This window comes from Ruegeria sp. CF4 (assembly GCF_056537345.1).
Genome location: NZ_JBQFRJ010000004.1, coordinates 155,913 through 172,994 on the forward strand (window position 1 = coordinate 155,913; position 17,082 = coordinate 172,994).

The 17,082-nt window shown below is 59.4% G+C and carries 16 protein-coding genes; 6 read left to right on the forward strand and 10 right to left on the reverse strand.

Annotated features, from left to right (window positions below; translation table 11 throughout):
* Positions 1-21 precede the first annotated feature (21 nt).
* The gene (proS, locus tag ACR0NF_RS11405) at positions 22-1,362 is read right to left on the reverse strand and encodes a proline--tRNA ligase (RefSeq protein ID WP_480470411.1); all 1,341 of its coding nucleotides are present in this window, start codon (positions 1,360-1,362) and stop codon (positions 22-24) included.
* Between the two features lie 168 nt (positions 1,363-1,530).
* On the opposite strand from proS, the gene ACR0NF_RS11410 reads away from it, so the two are divergent.
* From ACR0NF_RS11410 to ACR0NF_RS11430, 5 genes are all read left to right on the forward strand, one after another.
* The gene (locus ACR0NF_RS11410; protein WP_480778272.1) at positions 1,531-2,895 is read left to right on the forward strand and encodes an FAD-dependent oxidoreductase; all 1,365 of its coding nucleotides are present in this window, start codon (positions 1,531-1,533) and stop codon (positions 2,893-2,895) included.
* Positions 2,895-3,869 carry an isopenicillin N synthase family dioxygenase gene (locus ACR0NF_RS11415; protein ID WP_480778273.1) on the forward strand — a complete coding sequence of 325 codons (975 nt, stop codon included), beginning with the start codon at positions 2,895-2,897 and terminating at the stop codon, positions 3,867-3,869. Before ACR0NF_RS11410 ends, ACR0NF_RS11415 begins: the two co-directional genes overlap by 1 nt.
* Positions 3,870-3,958: 89 nt before the next feature.
* A complete protein-coding gene (locus ACR0NF_RS11420) occupies positions 3,959-5,032 on the forward strand; it encodes an AI-2E family transporter (protein ID WP_480470414.1) in 1,074 nt (357 codons plus the stop codon).
* Entirely contained in the window at positions 5,032-5,721 is a 690-nt protein-coding gene (locus ACR0NF_RS11425; RefSeq protein ID WP_480470415.1) for a P-loop NTPase family protein, read from the forward strand. Before ACR0NF_RS11420 ends, ACR0NF_RS11425 begins: the two co-directional genes overlap by 1 nt.
* Before the next feature lie 50 nt (positions 5,722-5,771).
* Positions 5,772-7,316, forward strand: a complete 1,545-nt coding sequence (locus tag ACR0NF_RS11430) for a Ppx/GppA family phosphatase (protein WP_480778274.1) — start codon at positions 5,772-5,774, stop codon at positions 7,314-7,316.
* Here ACR0NF_RS11430 and ACR0NF_RS11435 read toward each other — a convergent pair whose 3' ends face one another.
* The 7 genes from ACR0NF_RS11435 to ACR0NF_RS11465 form a co-directional block, all read right to left on the reverse strand.
* Positions 7,317-7,688, reverse strand: coding sequence for a hypothetical protein (locus tag ACR0NF_RS11435; RefSeq protein WP_480658334.1), 372 nt, complete (start codon positions 7,686-7,688; stop codon positions 7,317-7,319). It lies immediately after the preceding gene.
* A 37-nt stretch (positions 7,689-7,725) separates the two neighbouring features.
* On the reverse strand, positions 7,726-8,718 hold the full coding sequence (locus ACR0NF_RS11440; RefSeq protein ID WP_480778275.1) for an endonuclease/exonuclease/phosphatase family protein: 993 nt from the start codon (positions 8,716-8,718) through the stop codon (positions 7,726-7,728).
* A 3-nt stretch (positions 8,719-8,721) separates the two neighbouring features.
* On the reverse strand, positions 8,722-9,402 hold the full coding sequence (locus ACR0NF_RS11445; protein WP_480470419.1) for a TerB family tellurite resistance protein: 681 nt from the start codon (positions 9,400-9,402) through the stop codon (positions 8,722-8,724).
* A gap of 9 nt (positions 9,403-9,411) precedes the next feature.
* Entirely contained in the window at positions 9,412-9,936 is a 525-nt protein-coding gene (locus tag ACR0NF_RS11450; protein WP_480470420.1) for an N-acetyltransferase family protein, read from the reverse strand.
* Positions 9,933-10,535, reverse strand: a complete 603-nt coding sequence (locus ACR0NF_RS11455) for a VOC family protein (RefSeq protein ID WP_480470421.1) — start codon at positions 10,533-10,535, stop codon at positions 9,933-9,935. The genes ACR0NF_RS11450 and ACR0NF_RS11455 overlap by 4 nt, the downstream gene beginning before the upstream one ends.
* 107 nt (positions 10,536-10,642) lie before the next feature.
* Positions 10,643-12,769 (reverse strand): methylmalonyl-CoA mutase, encoded by a 2,127-nt coding sequence (gene scpA, locus ACR0NF_RS11460; RefSeq protein ID WP_480470422.1) that lies wholly within the window; start codon positions 12,767-12,769, stop codon positions 10,643-10,645.
* Positions 12,766-13,581 carry a hypothetical protein gene (locus ACR0NF_RS11465; protein WP_480778276.1) on the reverse strand — a complete coding sequence of 272 codons (816 nt, stop codon included), beginning with the start codon at positions 13,579-13,581 and terminating at the stop codon, positions 12,766-12,768. Before ACR0NF_RS11465 ends, scpA begins: the two co-directional genes overlap by 4 nt.
* A 170-nt stretch (positions 13,582-13,751) precedes the next feature.
* On the opposite strand from ACR0NF_RS11465, the gene ACR0NF_RS11470 reads away from it, so the two are divergent.
* Positions 13,752-14,198 (forward strand): DUF4174 domain-containing protein, encoded by a 447-nt coding sequence (locus ACR0NF_RS11470; protein WP_480470424.1) that lies wholly within the window; start codon positions 13,752-13,754, stop codon positions 14,196-14,198.
* A 76-nt stretch (positions 14,199-14,274) separates the two neighbouring features.
* Here the strand turns inward: ACR0NF_RS11470 and ACR0NF_RS11475 are convergent, their stop codons facing one another.
* Together ACR0NF_RS11475 and ACR0NF_RS11480 are read right to left on the reverse strand one after the other, a co-directional pair.
* Positions 14,275-16,320: an acetyl-CoA carboxylase biotin carboxylase subunit gene (locus ACR0NF_RS11475; RefSeq protein ID WP_480778277.1), complete on the reverse strand. Its 2,046-nt coding sequence runs from the start codon at positions 16,318-16,320 to the stop codon at positions 14,275-14,277.
* A gap of 117 nt (positions 16,321-16,437) precedes the next feature.
* Positions 16,438-16,641: a hypothetical protein gene (locus ACR0NF_RS11480; RefSeq protein ID WP_480470426.1), complete on the reverse strand. Its 204-nt coding sequence runs from the start codon at positions 16,639-16,641 to the stop codon at positions 16,438-16,440.
* Positions 16,642-17,082: the final 441 nt, after the last annotated feature.

A 17,082-nucleotide genomic window follows, 5' to 3' on the forward strand; every position in this document is an offset into this window, starting at 1 on the left:
ATCAAATTTACATCGCCTCGATCAGGCGATGCCCTGATAGATTTCCGCGACTTTGGTCACGGCTGCCTCAGGGCTGAGTTCTTCGCTTTCACCCGTGCGGCGGCAGGTCAGTTCAACCACACCATTCTTCAGACCACGCGGACCCACGGTGATCCGCCACGGCAGGCCGATCAGGTCCATGGTGGCAAACTTGCCCCCCGCCCGTTCATTCCGATCATCATAAAGCGGTTCCAAGCCCAGCGCCGTCAGCGCGCCGTAGATTTTCTCGCAAGCCGCATCCGCCTCTTCATCACCTTGCTTCAGGTTCACGATGCCACAATGGAACGGAGTCACGCCTTCGGGCCAGATGATGCCCTTGTCGTCATGGCTGGCCTCGATGATTGCGCCGATCAGGCGGCTGACGCCGATACCGTGGCTGCCCATGTGAACGGGAACCGGCTTGCCATCCGGCCCTTGGACGGTTGCGCCCAAAGGTTCGGAATACTTGGTGCCGAAATAGAAGATCTGACCAACTTCGATCCCGCGTGCCACGCGGCGACGCTCTTCCGGGATCTGGTTGAACAGCGCCTCGTCATGAGTTTCGTCGGTGCGCGCGTATTTCGAGGTGAATTCTTCGAGGATCGCCTGACACTGCTCGCGGCTGTCATAGTCGATCTCGCGGTCGCCAAAGGTCAGATCGGTGACAGCACTGTCATAGAACACCTCAGATTCCCCGGTATCTGCGAGCACGAGGAATTCGTGGGTGTCGTCTCCGCCGATCGGACCAGAGTCAGCACGCATCGGGATGGCCTGCAGACCCATGCGTTCATAGGTGCGCAGATAGCTGACCAGATGGCGGTTATAGGCGTGCAGCGCGTCCTCTTTGGTCAGGTCGAAATTGTAGCCGTCCTTCATATAGAACTCGCGCCCCCGCATCACGCCGAAACGCGGGCGGATTTCGTCGCGGAACTTCCACTGGATCTGGTAGAGCGTCAGCGGCAGGTCTTTGTAGCTGCTTACATGACCGCGGAAGATATCGGTCACCAGTTCTTCAGCCGTGGGCGTATAGAGCATATCGCGGTCATGCCGGTCTTTCATCCGCAGCATTTCCTGACCGTAGTCATCATAGCGTCCGGATTCGCGCCACAGGTCTGCCGATTGCAGGATCGGCATCTGGATCGCAATGTGCCCTGCCCGCGCCTGTTCCTCGTGCACGATGTTTTCCAGCTTGCGCAGGACTTTGAAGCCCAGCGGTAACCAGGAATAAATCCCGGCCGCAGCCTGCTTGATCATTCCTGCGCGCAGCATCAGCCGGTGGCTGACGATCTGAGCCTCGGAGGGGTTTTCCTTGAGAACGGGCAGAAAGTAACGGCTGAGGCGCATTGTTTAACCTTTAAAGGTGAATTTCGACATCAAAAGGTGATTATGCCAAAGCCTCGCCGGGGGCAATCGCGCATTGGCGATTTTGCGACCCAAGGTCAGTCGGTTTTTTGATTGACCCGCCAGTCAGGGTTCTGAATTCTGACAAGACTGCAATTTCATGAGGCGCCCATGCAGACCATCCAGGAACCCGCTCGCCAAATCCCCGTGATCCACCAAACCGACATTCTGGTGGTCGGCTCAGGCCCTGCCGGGTTGGCCGCCGCGCTGGCTGCCGCGCGCGCGGGAGCAGAGGTTACCATCATGGATCGCTTCGGCTGCATGGGCGGCAACATTACCGCGGTCGGTGTCGAGGGATTTGCCTGGTATCGCCATGAGCAAACCGTCGAAGCGGGTGGCATCGGGATGGAGTTCGAGACCCGCGCCAAGGATATGGGCGCTGCCGTGCCCGAGAGCCAGTCGCTGAGTTATGAGTTGGACAGCGAAGGTTTCAAACTGGTCGCAGATCGCCTGATCGAAGAGGCGGGCGTGCATCCCATGCTGCATCGGCAGTTCGTAGCTCCGATTATGGAGGGTGACCGGATTACCGGCGTGATCACCGAATCCAAAGCCGGGCGCGAAGCGATTCTGGCCCGTGTCGTGATTGACGCCACCGGCGATGCCGATGTGGCCCATCGTGCGGGTGCCCCGACACATAAGACCCCGCGTGAAGACATGATGGCCGCATCGGTCATGTTCCATCTGGCGGGCGTGGACAAACGCGCCTTTATGGAAGGCATCAAGGCCGATCCGCAAACCTACAAGGACTGGGGTGGTGGCGGTGAGTGGAATATCGAAACCTCGGGCAAAGAGGACGACATGTTCTCTCCGTTTGTAAAAAAACCTTTCCAGCAGGCCATCGAAGAGGGCCTGATCCCAGCGCATCTGAACACCATCGCGGGCACCTGGGGGGCGATGCACGACACCGGAGAGCTGACCTATATGAACCTGATCCATCTGGATCAGGTCGACGGTACCAACCCCGACAGCCTGACACGGGGCGAGATCGAGGGGCGCCGTCAAACGATGCTGGCCATCGACGCACTGCGCCGCTTCATGCCCGGTTGCGAAAACGCCCGTTTGCGGAATTTCGGAATGACCATCGGCATTCGCGATACCCGCAAGATCGACGCGGTTTACAACATGACCGAGGATGATGCCCGCCATCAGGGTCGGTTCGAGGATACAATCGGAATCTATCCGGAATTCATCGACGGCTATGGCATTCTGATCCTGCCGACGACGGGGCGCTACATGCAGGTCCCTTATCGCTCGATGCTGCCGAAAGGCATCAAGGGCCTTCTGGTCGCCGGGCGGTCGCATGGGGCGGATCGCGTCGCCCACGCAGCGACGCGCAATATGGCCTGCTGCGCGGTCATGGGTCAGGGCGCGGGTATTGCCGCGGCTATATCTTTGAAAAGCAATCAGGAACTCGACAATATGAACCTGACCCCCGTGCATCGGGAACTGGAGCGGCAAGGCGTGAGGATCACCTGATGGACCATATCCCAACCATCGACATCGCTCCGCTCGCCAATCCTGCTGATCCGCAGTTTCAGGCCACAGTCGCGCAGATCATGGACGCGTGCACAAGCATCGGGTTTCTGTCGATCACCGGAACAGGCATTGAACCTGAAAGCATTGATCAGGTACGCGACTGCGTGCGGGCGATCTTTGATATCGAAGAGACCAGCAAATGGGATCAGGCCATCACCCGCGAAAATTATCGTGGGTATATCCCGATGGGATTCTTTACGCCCAATGATGGTTCGGGCGCGGCAGACAAGTACGAAGGGTACAAGCTGCATTTCGAAGCGGCTGAGAATGCTCCGATCCGAGCGGATTGCCCGCTTTACGGCCCCAACATCTGGCCTCGCGAAGTGCCGCAGGCTTGCGATGTGATCCTGAGTTACTGGCGACAGTTGGATGGCGTGACCGATCTGCTGCTGGGCGCGTTGGAGGTGGGGCTTGCGGTACCGCCAGATACCCTGCGCGCGGCATTTCGCGATCCGATGACCAACATGACCCTGCTGCATTATCCGCCGCAGGCCCCGGATGAAGGCGGCTATGGCATCCACCCGCACAAGGATACCGACGCGCTGACGATCATCGCACCCGATCCGGTCGGTGGACTTGAAGTGCAAACCCGCACCGGAGGCTGGATTACGCCAGACTGTCCACCCGGCGGTTTCGTGGTCAATATCGGCGACATGCTGGAGCTGTGGTCAGGCGGGCGGTTGAAATCGACCCCGCACCGGGTCGTCAATCGATCCGGGCGTGAACGCTATTCCTTCCCCTATTTCGCTGTTCCACGCCACGATGTGGTGGTCGCACCGCTGCTATCCGCCCTGCCAGGCTTTGACCGGCCTTCGGTACATTGCGGACATTGGTCGGCGGAAATCTGGCGCACCAACTGGCCTGACGAAACGGCCACGGGGGATACTCCGGAACTGGGCACTCTGACCGACTGACGCACGAAAACCGCGCCCGATGAACCGCTTGCATCATGGGGCGTCATGGGCCAAGAACACGGCAACGCTGTGCAACGAGGGAATGCGCCATGGCCTTGCCGGTGAAGGATCAGCTCAGATACTGGGGCTTCGCCACCGCGATCTTTGTGGTGATTCTATACCTTCTGGGTGACGTGCTGCTGCCTTTCGTGATCGGCGGAGCAATTGCCTATTTCCTCGACCCCGTGGCCGACCGGCTGGAAAAGCTGGGTCTGTCACGGATGGCCGCGACAGGCATCATTACAGTTGTCGGCGTGCTTGGCTTTGTCCTGATGATCCTGATGGTGGTTCCTGCGCTGATCACCCAGTTGCTGGATCTTGTCGATACGTTACCAAGTCTTTTCAAACAGCTGCGCGCCTTTATCGAGAAACAGTTCCCGGCCCTGCTGGACCGCGAATCTAACACGCACCAGATGCTGGTCTCGTTCGGTGAGACGTTGAAATCCAAGACCGGGGATGTGCTGCAGACCGTCCTTACCTCGCTGGGATCCGCGATCAACGTTGTTGTACTGCTGGTTATCGTCCCCGTCGTGGCCGTCTATCTGCTGATGGATTGGGATCGCATGATCGCCCGGATCGGAGAGCTGCTGCCCCGCGATCACGCGCCCACGATCAAGCGTTTGGCGGGTGAAATCGATGCGGTTCTGGCCTCGTTCGTGCGCGGAATGGGAACCGTCTGCCTGATCCTTGGCACCTACTATGCGGTGGCGCTGATGTTGGTCGGCCTGCAGTTTGGCCTGATCGTTGGTTTCATCGCCGGTCTGGTGACGTTCATTCCCTATCTGGGCGCATTGATCGGAGGCACCCTGGCCATCGGTCTGGCGTTGTTTCAGTTCTGGGGTGACTGGGCACATGTCGGCATGGTCGCGGGTATCTTTGCCATCGGGCAGGTGACCGAAGGCAACTTTCTGACCCCGAAATTGGTTGGCAGTTCGGTCGGCCTGCATCCCGTCTGGTTGCTGCTGGCGTTGTCTGTCTTCGGCGCCCTGTTTGGCTTTGTGGGCATGCTGGTTGCGGTGCCAGTCGCTGCGGCCCTAGGCGTGCTGGCGCGGTTCGCGACCCAGCAATATATGGGCAGCCGCCTCTATACCGGGCTTGAAGGGCTGCCGCAGGAAGACGAATAATGGCCACCCAGCTGAGCTTTGATCTGCCGTCCAAGACCGCCTTGGGCCGCGAGGATTTTTTTGTCTCGCCTGCCAATGCGCTGGCGGTTGCGATGATCTCGGCCACGTCCTGGCCCGGCAACAAGCTGGTGCTAAGCGGCCCTGCTGGATCTGGCAAAACCCATCTGGCCCATGTCTGGGCAGCCGAGACCGGCGGGCGGATCGTGCAGGCAGCCGCCCTGCGCTATGACGACGTACCCGATCTGGCCCGCGCGCCCGTTGCGGTTGAGGATGTTCCGGTGATCGCGGCTGATGCAGAGCAACAGAAAACCCTGTTTCACCTGCACAACCTGGTGCTCGCAGAAGGGCACGCCCTGCTGATGACCGGACGCGCCGCCCCGAAGCATTGGCAATTGCCCCTGGCCGATCTGCAAAGCCGGGTCGAGGGCGCGCATCACGTCGCGCTTGAGGCGCCCGACGATGCGCTGTTGGGCGCGGTGCTGGCCAAGCTTTTTACCGACCGACAGCTCAATCCCGGGCCGGATGTGATCGCCTATCTCGTCAAACACATGGATCGCAGTTTTGAAGCCGCCGCGCGGATGGTCGAGCAACTCGATGACATTGCGCTGACTGAAAAGCGTGACATCACCCGTACGCTGGCGGTGCGTCTATTGAACACAGAAGCCGAACAATCGGATGTCGACAATTGACCGGTGCGGGGTGATCTCGCATCCTGTCGCGCAAAAGACCTGGGGACACCATGACCAAGACCGCCGAGACTGATTTCCCGGATCACGGGCTTTTCGGAAAGCCTCTGTTCGAAGACCCGGGTGCCCGCGCGCTGTCTCGGGTCGGGGTCGTCGATATCGGGTCGAACTCGGTCCGGATGGTGATCTTTGACGGTGCAGCACGTTCGCCCGCCTATTTCTACAACGAAAAGGTGATGTGCGAACTTGGTGCGGGCCTGTCTGAAACGGGCCGGCTGAACCCGGCAGGCCGCAAACGGGCATTGGCCGCCTTGCGGAGATTTCAGTTTCTCGCCAACGATCTGGGTTTGCCTGCCCTGCATGCGGTTGCGACGGCCGCGGTGCGCGAGGCCAGCGACGGGCCGGAATTCTGCGCCCAAGTCGAAGCTGAAACCGGTCTGATCATCAACGTAGTCGATGGCGAGGAAGAGGCCCGGCTGTCAGCGCAGGGCGTGTTGTTGGGTTGGCCGGGCGCTTATGGGCTTATCTGTGATATCGGCGGATCTTCGGTCGAGCTGGCCGAGATTGGCGGCGGCAAGGTCGGGCGGCGCATGACATCCCCTCTGGGGCCGCTGAAGCTGCGCGATATCAAGGGCGGACGACGTGCGCGCAAGGCCTATATCAAGAAAACTCTGGAAGAGATGCGCGACCGGATGGGCCCCCAGCGCGACCGTCTGTTTCTGGTCGGCGGCAGCTGGCGCGCCTTTGCCCGGCTGGACATGCTGCGCCGGGGTTATCCGCTAAACGTTCTGCACGAATACCGCATGACTCAAGGTCAAGTGCGTGAAACCATAAAGTTCATCGAAAATAACGACCCGGATACGCTGCGCGCGCAGGCCGGCGTTTCGGGATCACGTATGGCGTTGATCCCGTATGCGATGGATGTGCTGACACGGTTGATTCGCACGTTCAAACCCAAGGATATCGCGATCTCAAGCTATGGGATTCGCGAGGGTTTGCTGTATGAGCAGATGCCTCAACGTCTGCGCGACCGTGATCCGCTGATCGAAGCCTGCCGTTTTGCCGAGGCCAAGGATGCGCGCCTGCCCGGCTTTGGGAAACACCTGTTCGATTTTGTCACGCCTCTGTTCCGTTCGGCCCCCGATCAAAAGATACGGCTGATCAAGGCCGCCTGTCTTTTGCATGACGTAAGCTGGCGTGCCCACCCGGATTACCGGGCCGAAGCCTGTTTCGAATACGTCACCCGCGCCAACATGAGCGGGATCAAGCACTCCGAGCGGGTGTTCATCGGGCTGGCACTACAACACAGATATCGCAACAAGCGCGAGGGTAGCCGCTTCATCGACCTCTATGAACTGCTCGACGAGCGCGGGCAGGAGCAGGCCGAGATTCTGGGTAAGGCGCTCCGCTTTGGAGCAATGTTGTGGATGCAGAGTGACGCGACCATGGGCAAACTACGCTTTTACCCTAAGAAACAAGTGCTTGAGCTGCGCCTGCCCAAAGCAGCTGGCCCGTTGTTCAACGAGGTGGCCGAGGCACGATTTAGCTCTCTGGCATCGGCGCTGAAATCCGAACCGCGTGTGATTGTGCGCGGATGATCAGATATCGGTGAAGCCGTCCGAAGGTTCTTCTTGCGGAGCGCGCTCCTCAGGTTTTTCTTCGGATTTCTTGCGGATGATAATATCACCATTCGGCAGCATCTCGGGCGCTTCATAAGCGCTCCAATCCCGCACCTGAGCGGCCAGCTCAGCCAGTGCCGGGCCCATTTCCTGCATAAATGACTGCAAGGCCGGGCCGAACTGATCTGCAAGCCCCCACAGGTCTTCGAGCGTGGGTTCCATTTCCTGGCGCAGGCCTTCCAAGAACAACTCCGCACCCCGCTCCATAAGGGATTTGTCCGAATCTTCCTGCGCCTGAGCAGGCAGGGCCAGTGCGGTGCATACCGCAGAGATCAGCATAAGATGTCTCATATCGTGAATATAAGCAGCTGCGGCGAAGGTTGAAAGGTCAGAGCTTGATATCCAGCGTCACCGGGAAGTGGTCGGACGCGGCGAGCAAGGCTTCGCGCAGCTCGGGATTGGCCCAACAGGCAGCGTCACGAAACGGATGCCAGATGCGCCAGTCCGGCTCATAGGCGCGCAGGTCATCGCTGATCATGATGTAATCCAGAAGTGCTTCGAGATACCGCCCTTCTTTCGGGCGGGCAAAGCGCGCTGTTGCCGGAACCGAACCGGGGCGCAGTTCCAGTGCTTGCGCAGCATGGGGGTCGTACAATCCCGCTTGCAGCAGAATCTCGACCGATGAGCGGCCAAAGAGATGTTCAAACTCGTCCAACCCCGGCCCGTCATTCAGATCCCCCAACAGGATAACCGGTTCCTGCTCTGCCAAATGGTGCTTGACCCGCCGGGCCAGCCAAACCGCCTGGGCCAGCTGCTTGCGACGGTTGGCAATCGAGATACGGATCATCTCGTCGCGCGACCCGGCCCCATGCGGGGCTTTGGATTTCAGATGCGCCCCGATCAGACGGAACACCTGCCCCGAGGTTGTCTCAATCGCCATCTCCATCGGCGGTTTCGAGAACTGTACCTGATCCTCGGTCGCATCCACATCCAGATCGATGCGAAACTCTTGGTCAAACCGTGGGGCATCGTCGGTCTCCATCGGGTCGTGACGGGCCTTCAGCACTTCCGGGTCATAGAGCAATGCCAGTTCCTGATGGGTGTTGTTGGCAAATCCCATGATCGCATGGTTTGTGCGCAGATCGAAGGCCGCAGCAAAACCCTGCAGGGCGCGCACCGTATTCCGGGTTTTACCTGTATTCGGGGCCTCGACGATCAGCACGGCATCGGCGTCAATCGCCGTCAGAACCTTGGCAATTGCTTCGATCTGCTGGGCCTTGGTCACATCGTGGCGACCCGACCAGCTGTCGTCGACCACGAGATTATCCTTACGATCAAACAGGTTGGCGAACCATTCGATATTGTAGGTCGCCAGACGCACGGCTCAGACCCGGGCGCCGTTGATCTCATCCCAGGCGCGGTTGATGTCGATCATCTTTTTCTCGGCCAAACGCACGGCCTCTTCCGGAACGCCACGGGCTATCATTGCATCGGGATGCGTTTCCCGCACGAGCTGTCGCCAGACCTTGCGAATTTCCGACAGTGGAGCATCGCGCGCCACGCCCAGAACGGTATAAGGGTCCTTCGGGGCATCCGGCACGAAACGCGCCCGCAACGCCATAAACTGCGCGTCGGTCTGGCCGAAGATGCGGCTGACATCCTCCAGAAACTGGTTTTCGTTGGGGTGATAAAACCCATCCGCCATGGCGATGTGAAACAGCCCCTCCATCAAATCGCAGAGCGTCGTGCTGTCTTCGGCAAACATGCCGGCAATCTTGCGGGCATAGTCCTCGTAGCCCGCAACGTCGGTTCGGGCCATGTCAAAGACCTTGGCCGCGCCGTCTTCATCCTCGGGCGCGATCTGAAACACTTCGCGGAATGCCGTCACCTCATCCCGTGTCACCTGACCATCGGCCTTTGCCATCTTGGCCCCAAGTGCCACGACGGCAATTGCAAAGGCCACCGAGCGCTCGGGCGGCGTGCGCAGTTTTTCGAAAACTGCGGTCAGGCTTTCGCCTTGGGCCAGCGCGTTCAGCGCGTCGGCTATTCTGCTCCAGATTGACATGGGCGCACCCTAGCGTGACTTGACGCGACTGTCAGGTGCGACAGATGACTGCGGGCCGAGTATTTTTTGCATTAGAACAAGATCCAACCGTTGCCCCCATTTGAACCCCACTTCGGGCATACGGCCCACCTGTTCGAAGCCAATCGCCGAATGGAAGGCGATCGCTGCAGGGTTAGCCGATGAAATACCCGCGACAAGAACATGTACTTTGCTTACGGCTGCGATGTCCTCCAATGCCTGCATTAACGCCCGGCCCATACCCTGCCCTCTGGCTTGCTGCACCAACTGGATCGAATGTTCGCAGCATTGCGCGTATCCGGGACCCGCGCGGAAGGTCCCGTAGGTCGCAAAACCCTGAACCTCGCCATTGCGCTCGGCCACCAGAAAGGCAGGGCCTCGGGTTTCGATCTCTGCGGCCACACTTTCGACGCTACGCTCATCGGTGGTGAAGGTTATCAGCGTGTCACGGATGATCGCATTCGCAATCGCCGCAATTTCGGGTGCGTCTTCGGCTACCGCTTGACGGATATTCATTCCAGCACGCGCAGCCCGTGGGGTGTCTCAATTTCGGCGCACAATGCAGCGGGGCCGCTGTCAAACACGACATGATCCAGCGCACCCAAGCTCTTGGCCAGATCCAGAGCATCCGGGTGGCACACGATCAGGCGGCGCAACCGGCAGCCGCTGTCTTGCAGCATTTGCGCCGGATGCAGATCACCCTCCCATTGGATGAGCGCGGGAAAGAGATTGTCGAACGGCAGACGTCCGTTTGGTGGGACCGCCATCCGCCAGCGTAGAGCCCCCCGGGCCAGATCGATAGGCTGGCCGACACCATCGGGAAAGACGGTCAGCGATGCCTCAATATCCGGAACCCGACAAATCCAGTTTGTCAGGCGGGGTGATCCGGCGAACCGATCCAGATCGAACCAACGGGTCCTTTGAGGGTTGGGGGCTTCGGGGTCGATTGCAATAGCTTCCAGATAAAGCCCGTCGCGAAGACCCAGTAGCCGGTTATACGTTCCGAATTTTTCGTGCTTGCCGCCCGCCTGCAACCGCACGCCCAGCGCCTGTTCGATATGGGCAGAGGCCTCTTCCAGCGTTTCGCCTGCAACGGCCAGATGATCCAGTAACATGAAGACGCCTCCCAAAGACAAACGACCAGACCGCATGGGTCTGGTCGCATGTTTTCCGCAAAGGCGCAGGATCACAAGATTTTTCGTACGAAAAATCTTGGCCCGCGTCAGGTTTTGGCTTCGCCGATCAAACGCAGGATATCTTGCGCAGCATCGGGGATATTGGTTCCGGGACCGAAGATTGCCTTGACGCCGTGGTCATAAAGGAACTGGTAGTCCTGCTGCGGGATGACACCACCACAGATGACGATGATATCCTCGGCCCCGGCCTTTTTCAGCTCCTCGACCAGCTGTGGCGCCAATGTCTTGTGCCCGGCAGCCTGTGATGAGATCCCAACCACGTGCACATCGTTGTCCACCGCGTCCTGTGCCGCTTCTGCAGGGGTCTGGAACAGAGGGCCAACGTCCACGTCAAACCCGATATCCGCGAACGCCGTCGCGATCACCTTGGCACCGCGGTCGTGACCATCCTGCCCCATCTTGACCACCAGCAGACGCGGACGACGACCCTCGGCCTCGGCAAAATCTTCAATGGATTTCTGGATCGCGGCAAAACCTTCGTCACCTTCGTAAGCGGCACCATAGACACCGGCCAGGGTTTTCACTTCGGCGCGGTGGCGGCCAAATTCCTTTTCCATTGCCATGCTGATCTCTCCTACGGATGCGCGGGCACGGGCGGCCTCGACGGCGGCGGCCAGCAGGTTGCCGCCTTCTTTGGCGGTGTTGGTCAGGGCGTCCAGCGCCGCTTGGCAGGCGGGCTCGTCTCGAGTGGCGCGGATGCGTTCCAGACGGGCGACCTGTGCTTCGCGCACGGCCACGTTGTCGACGTCCAGAATGTCGATCGGGTCTTCCTGTTCCTTGCGGTATTTGTTGACGCCGACGATGACTTCTTCACCCCGGTCGATCATGGCCTGACGGCGCGCCGCGCTTTCCTCGATCCGCAGCTTGGGCATGCCGCTGGCGACGGCCTTGGTCATACCGCCCATTTCCTCGACCTCTTCCATCAGGGCCCAGGCTTTTTCGACCAGCTCGTTGGTCAGGCTTTCGACATAATAGGAACCCGCCAGAGGATCGACCACATCGGTCACGCCGGTCTCTTCCTGCAGCACCAGCTGCGTGTTCCGCGCGATGCGGGCCGAGAAATCAGTGGGCAGCGCAATAGCCTCGTCCAGAGCGTTGGTGTGCAGCGACTGCGTGCCGCCCAGAACCGCGCTCATGGCCTCATAAGCAGTACGGATCACGTTGTTATAGGGGTCCTGTTCCTGCAACGACACGCCCGAAGTCTGGCAGTGGGTGCGCAGCATCTTCGAGCGTTCGGATTTCGCACCAAACTCGGTCATCACGCGATGCCACAGGGTCCGCGCGGCGCGCAGTTTGGCGATCTCCATGAAGAAGTTCATGCCGATGGCAAAGAAGAAGGACAGACGGCCTGCGAACTTGTCCACGTCCATCCCGGCCTCGGTTGCGGCGCGGACATATTCGCGCCCGTCCGCCAGCGTATAGGCCAGTTCCTGCACCAGGTTCGCCCCGGCTTCCTGCATGTGATAGCCCGAGATCGAGATCGAGTTGAATTTGGGCATCTCGTTCGAGGTGTAGTCGATGATGTCCGAGATGATCTTCATCGACGGCTCAGGCGGATAGATATAGGTGTTGCGCACCATGAACTCTTTCAGAATGTCGTTCTGAATGGTGCCCGACAGCACGGATTTGTCATGCCCTTGCTCTTCACCCGCAACAATGAAGCTGGCCAGAACCGGGATCACCGCGCCGTTCATCGTCATCGAGACTGAGACCTTGTCCAGCGGGATACCGTCGAACAGGATTTTCATGTCCTCGACACTGTCGATGGCCACACCTGCCTTGCCGACATCGCCCACCACGCGCGGGTGGTCGCTGTCATAGCCGCGGTGCGTCGCTAGGTCGAAGGCGACGGAAACACCTTGCTGACCCGCGGCCAGATTGCGCCGGTAAAAGGCGTTCGATTCCTCGGCGGTCGAGAAACCGGCATATTGGCGAATGGTCCACGGGCGGCCCGTATACATCGTCGCCTTCACGCCCCGTGTAAACGGACCAAAACCGGGCAAAGAATCCATATGCGGCAGATCAGCGGTATCTGCCTGCGTATAGAGCGGTTTGACGTCGATGCCTTCCAATGTTTCCTTGGTCAGATCGTTCAACGGGCGTCCGCGCAGCTCTTTCTCGGCCAGCGCCTGCCAGTCTTTCGTGTCGGTCATGTCGGTTTCCTCTGTTCAATTCCGGTTTCGGCGGGGGTGGCCCCGCACATATTTTCATCTGTCCGGCAGATCAGTTCGGCCCGCCCATCAGCACCTGAGGCCAGCCATTCCAAATCATCGGCGTAGTCGGCCCAAAGCTTCATCGCCTGTTCAGCGCTCAGTCCATAGGGCGCGGGCATGGGTGCAGCATTCAGCGCAAGGCCGTCGCTGAATGCGGGCGCGGGGCCAGTCATCAGCGCCGCAAGCTGCGCCTGCTGACAGCCCGCGAAATCCTCGAAAGGCAGAACGAGCAATGGGACGTTCGGGAAGGCGTGATTTAAGTCGGTGATGACATCGCGCCAGCTCCGCTTGCTTTGCACGATGCGTTTCCATTTTGCCGGCTCGATAGGGTCACCGCCACGTTTGAACTTGTAGGTGGCCACGGAAGACCAATACATGTCCAACGCTCGGATATTCAGAGCGATTTTGGTCTCTCTGCCACCAAAGGCCTGCGCCAAGAGACGCCCGCGCTTCTGCAGTCCGGGATAAAGTGACGCGAAGGCAATATTGCGCGACATCGAGCCCACAAAGTTTTCTTGGCTGACCAAAAGCTGCATCGCACCATCTTGCTGACATGCATCCAACTCGCGACGTATCCTGTCACAGACCTCGGGCGTTAGCTTGTTCAGGCTGTTGAGGCCATTGGAACGTGTTCGTTCCGGCCCCCAATATGCCAATCCTTGATTGGCGAGTATCTGAGTATTCCGGCTTAGATAGTTCTGGAAACTGGTGCTTGCACACCGATGTGCGCCGCAATGCAGTATAATTTCCATCCGCTTACACTCCTGTCCGAAAGATCGAAGGAATGGCGGGTTTTCTGTACCCTCTGGTGGCTACTTGATGGATAGAACCGCGTCTGATGAACATATTTTTGATGCTTATGGACATTTCGCCAGTCGCATTCGCCCAAGCAGAGGCTATATTCATCACAACAGGAGGCCACATGACACGCACGCTTGCTCTTGTTTTCTCGGCACTATTCCCGCTGGCCGCCATGGCAGCCGACGGGTCCGCACCTGCGGATGACGCTTTTGTCCGGCCCGCCGGCGATAGCACGCTGGATGAGTTCCTCTGGGTCAATCGCCCAATCGTCGTCTTCGCCGACACGCCCGCTGACCCGCGTTTCCAACAGCAGATCGACATGCTGCTGGAGGGAGAAGAGGCGATGCGGGATCGCGACGTGATCGTATTGACCGATACCGATCCAAAGGCGCGGTCACCAATCCGCTCGCAGCTGCGACCGCGCGGGTTCCAGATGGTGTTTGTCGACAAGGACGGCGTGGTCAAGCTGCGCAAGCCCAGCCCCTGGAGCGTGCGCGAGATCGGTCGGTCCATCGACAAAACCCCTCTGCGCGAACGCGAAATCCGCGAACGGCGCGAGGGCGGCTGAGCGCTTTCGCCACGCCCGAAGACCCCGGCGCGGAACGCCGGAGACCCGGTGTGATATTGCGAAAGCGCGAACATGATCATTCGAACTCGATGATCACATCGTCGACGGCCAGGCTGTCGCCGGGGCCTGCGTTGATCTTGGCAACCACACCCTTCTTCTCGGCGCGCAGGATGTTTTCCATCTTCATCGCCTCGACAGTGCAGAGCGCCTGCCCCTCCTGTACTTCCTGTCCCAATTCGACATCGATCTTCACGATCAGACCGGGCATCGGGCAGAGCAGCATCTTGGACGTATCTGGCGGCAGCTTTTCGGGCATAAGGTGAGCCAGTTCGGCCTGACGCGGAGTACGCACATGCACCTTGAGGTCCGCGCCGCGATTGCGGATGCGGAAACCGCCCGAAACCTTGCCAACCTTCAGAACCAGCGGGCTGCCGTCCACGTCCAGCACGGCCAGTTGGTCGCCAGGCGTCCAGTCCGATGCAACACGTGAAGTGGTGCCATCTGCGAAAGTCACGGTCGAGCCATCCTTGTCTGCATCGATGGCAACGGCAAATTCCTGACCCTGCAGGGTGACAACCCAATCGGAACCAACTTTGCGTTCATGGTTGTCCATCCTGCCCGACACGCGAGTGCGGCGAATCTCGGCCACCCGATGCATTGCAGCACAAGAGGCTGCGATCCGGCGCAGATCGGCCTCGGGCAGTTCTACGCCCTCGAAACCTTCCGGATATTCTTCGGCGATAAAGGCCGTGGTCATGTCGCCGCTGATGAATTTCGGATGATCCATCACCGCCGACAGGAACGGCAGGTTGTGGCCGATGCCTTCGACCTCAAAACTATCCAGCGCCACGCGCATGGCCTCGATCGCCTGCTCACGAGTCGGTGCCCATGTGCAGAGCTTTGCGATCATCGGGTCATAATACATGCTGATCTCGCCGCCCTCATAGACGCCGGTATCGTTGCGCACAGCTGACGGTCCTTCGAGGGCATCACCCTGCCATTTGCCATTCACCAGCATCGGACCAGCCGCAGTTTCCTGTGGCGGGCGATAACGGGTCAGACGACCGATCGAGGGCAGGAAGCCGCGATAGGGGTCTTCAGCATAGAGGCGGTTTTCGATGGCCCAGCCGGTAAGCGTAACGTCATCCTGGGTGATCGACAGTTCCTCACCAGCGGCCACACGGATCATCTGCTCCACCAAGTCCACGCCGGTGATCAGTTCGGTCACTGGGTGTTCCACCTGCAGGCGGGTGTTCATTTCGAGGAAGTAGAAATTCTTCTCGCCATCCACGATGAACTCAACGGTACCGGCACTGGCATAGTTCACAGCCTTGGCAAGGGCCACCGCCTGCTCGCCCATCGCCTTGCGAGTTTCCGGGTCAAGGAAGGGCGATGGTGCCTCTTCCACCACTTTCTGGTTGCGGCGCTGGATCGAGCATTCGCGTTCGCCCAAATAGATGCCGTTGCCGTGGCTGTCGCACAGAACCTGAATTTCGATGTGGCGCGGTTGGGTCACGAACTTCTCGATGAAAATACGGTCATCACCGAACGAGTTCGCAGCCTCGTTCTTGGACGACTGGAAACCTTCGCGCGCTTCCTCATCGTTCCAGGCGATCCGCATGCCTTTACCGCCGCCACCGGCGCTGGCCTTGATCATAACCGGATAGCCAATGTCGTTGGAGATCTTGACAGCCTCGTCCGCATCCTCAATCAGGCCCATATAGCCGGGCACCGTCGAAACGCCCGCGTCCTGCGCAATCTTCTTCGATGTGATCTTATCGCCCATGCTTTCGATGGCACCCACCGGAGGGCCGACAAAAGCCACGCCCGCAGCGTCCAGCGCCTCGGCGAATTTCGAGTTCTCGGACAGGAAGCCATAACCGGGATGCACTGCCTGCGCGCCACTTTGGCGGATCGCATCCATGACCTTGTCGATCACGATATAAGACTGGTTGGCAGGTGGTGGGCCGATATGCACCGACTCATCCGCCATCGACACATGCAGCGCGTTCTTGTCCGCGTCCGAGTAAATGGCAACGGTGCCGATTCCCATCTTACGAGCGGTCTTGATGACCCGGCAGGCGATCTCGCCCCGGTTGGCGATCAGGATCTTGTTGAACATGGAACGTCCTTTGTCTTGGTGTTCTGGAAACGCAAAACGCCGCCGTGGGGCATGAACCCCACGACGGCGTGATGCGCGATGACGGACGGGGCTTGGACCGCCCCGATCAATTCAGAGTTAGTTACAGTTGTTCTGCGTCTTGCAATACAGCACGTTGCCCGCGGCACCGACCGCAGCGCCGAACAGCGGGTCCGCACTGAGGACCGCCGCACCGACCGCCCCGGCGCCGCCGCCAAGGATGGCCTGTTCGCCCACTGTGTCACCACAGGCCGCAAGGCCCGCACAGGTCGCGAGTACAAGGAAAATTCGTGAGGTTCGCATGGATACTGCCCTTTCAGGTTTCTTGACGTCTTTGTCGCCAGATGCCGAAACCCAGCATTGTTATGCAATATCAAAGCCGACAAATCGGCGTTATGCGCAGCTTTTTGCCGTTCTTTTCGTGTCTGTGCAGAAAAGAAAAACGCGGGCAGGACCATGTGGGGAACACAAGCCTGCCCGCGGAAGGAAGGGGTACGGAATAGTAGGTGCTTGTGCGACGCAGGCAAAGTAGAGCCGCACGGCCCGTTCAGCTTGCACTGTACAATCCGGGGCGCAACAGACTCATTGTTTCCAATGGAAAATCCGGCTGAAATCTGCCCATCCGGCGAAATCCCGCGCAGATTTGCGCCTATGCGTGGTTTGGGGCGCACAGATGATTTACCCGCCGCCGTTGTCACGTTCCCGTTACAAATCACACTCGGGCGGATGAATGCTGCGCCTCGC

Excerpts from the sequence above, each read along its gene's own strand:
- ACR0NF_RS11415 (WP_480778273.1), top strand. The coding sequence starts at position 2,895 with ATGGACCATATCCCAACCATCGACATCGCTCCGCTCGCCAATCCTGCT.
- scpA (WP_480470422.1), bottom strand. The coding sequence starts at position 12,769 with ATGACCGACACGAAAGACTGGCAGGCGCTGGCCGAGAAAGAGCTGCGC.
- ACR0NF_RS11430 (WP_480778274.1), top strand. The coding sequence starts at position 5,772 with ATGACCAAGACCGCCGAGACTGATTTCCCGGATCACGGGCTTTTCGGA.
- ACR0NF_RS11455 (WP_480470421.1), bottom strand. The coding sequence starts at position 10,535 with ATGTTACTGGATCATCTGGCCGTTGCAGGCGAAACGCTGGAAGAGGCC.
- ACR0NF_RS11470 (WP_480470424.1), top strand. The coding sequence starts at position 13,752 with ATGACACGCACGCTTGCTCTTGTTTTCTCGGCACTATTCCCGCTGGCC.
- ACR0NF_RS11420 (WP_480470414.1), top strand. The coding sequence starts at position 3,959 with ATGGCCTTGCCGGTGAAGGATCAGCTCAGATACTGGGGCTTCGCCACC.
- proS (WP_480470411.1), bottom strand. The coding sequence starts at position 1,362 with ATGCGCCTCAGCCGTTACTTTCTGCCCGTTCTCAAGGAAAACCCCTCC.
- ACR0NF_RS11450 (WP_480470420.1), bottom strand. The coding sequence starts at position 9,936 with ATGAATATCCGTCAAGCGGTAGCCGAAGACGCACCCGAAATTGCGGCG.
- ACR0NF_RS11425 (WP_480470415.1), top strand. The coding sequence starts at position 5,032 with ATGGCCACCCAGCTGAGCTTTGATCTGCCGTCCAAGACCGCCTTGGGC.
- ACR0NF_RS11480 (WP_480470426.1), bottom strand. The coding sequence starts at position 16,641 with ATGCGAACCTCACGAATTTTCCTTGTACTCGCGACCTGTGCGGGCCTT.
- ACR0NF_RS11435 (WP_480658334.1), bottom strand. The coding sequence starts at position 7,688 with ATGAGACATCTTATGCTGATCTCTGCGGTATGCACCGCACTGGCCCTG.
- ACR0NF_RS11475 (WP_480778277.1), bottom strand. The coding sequence starts at position 16,320 with ATGTTCAACAAGATCCTGATCGCCAACCGGGGCGAGATCGCCTGCCGG.
- ACR0NF_RS11465 (WP_480778276.1), bottom strand. The coding sequence starts at position 13,581 with ATGGAAATTATACTGCATTGCGGCGCACATCGGTGTGCAAGCACCAGT.
- ACR0NF_RS11445 (WP_480470419.1), bottom strand. The coding sequence starts at position 9,402 with ATGTCAATCTGGAGCAGAATAGCCGACGCGCTGAACGCGCTGGCCCAA.
- ACR0NF_RS11410 (WP_480778272.1), top strand. The coding sequence starts at position 1,531 with ATGCAGACCATCCAGGAACCCGCTCGCCAAATCCCCGTGATCCACCAA.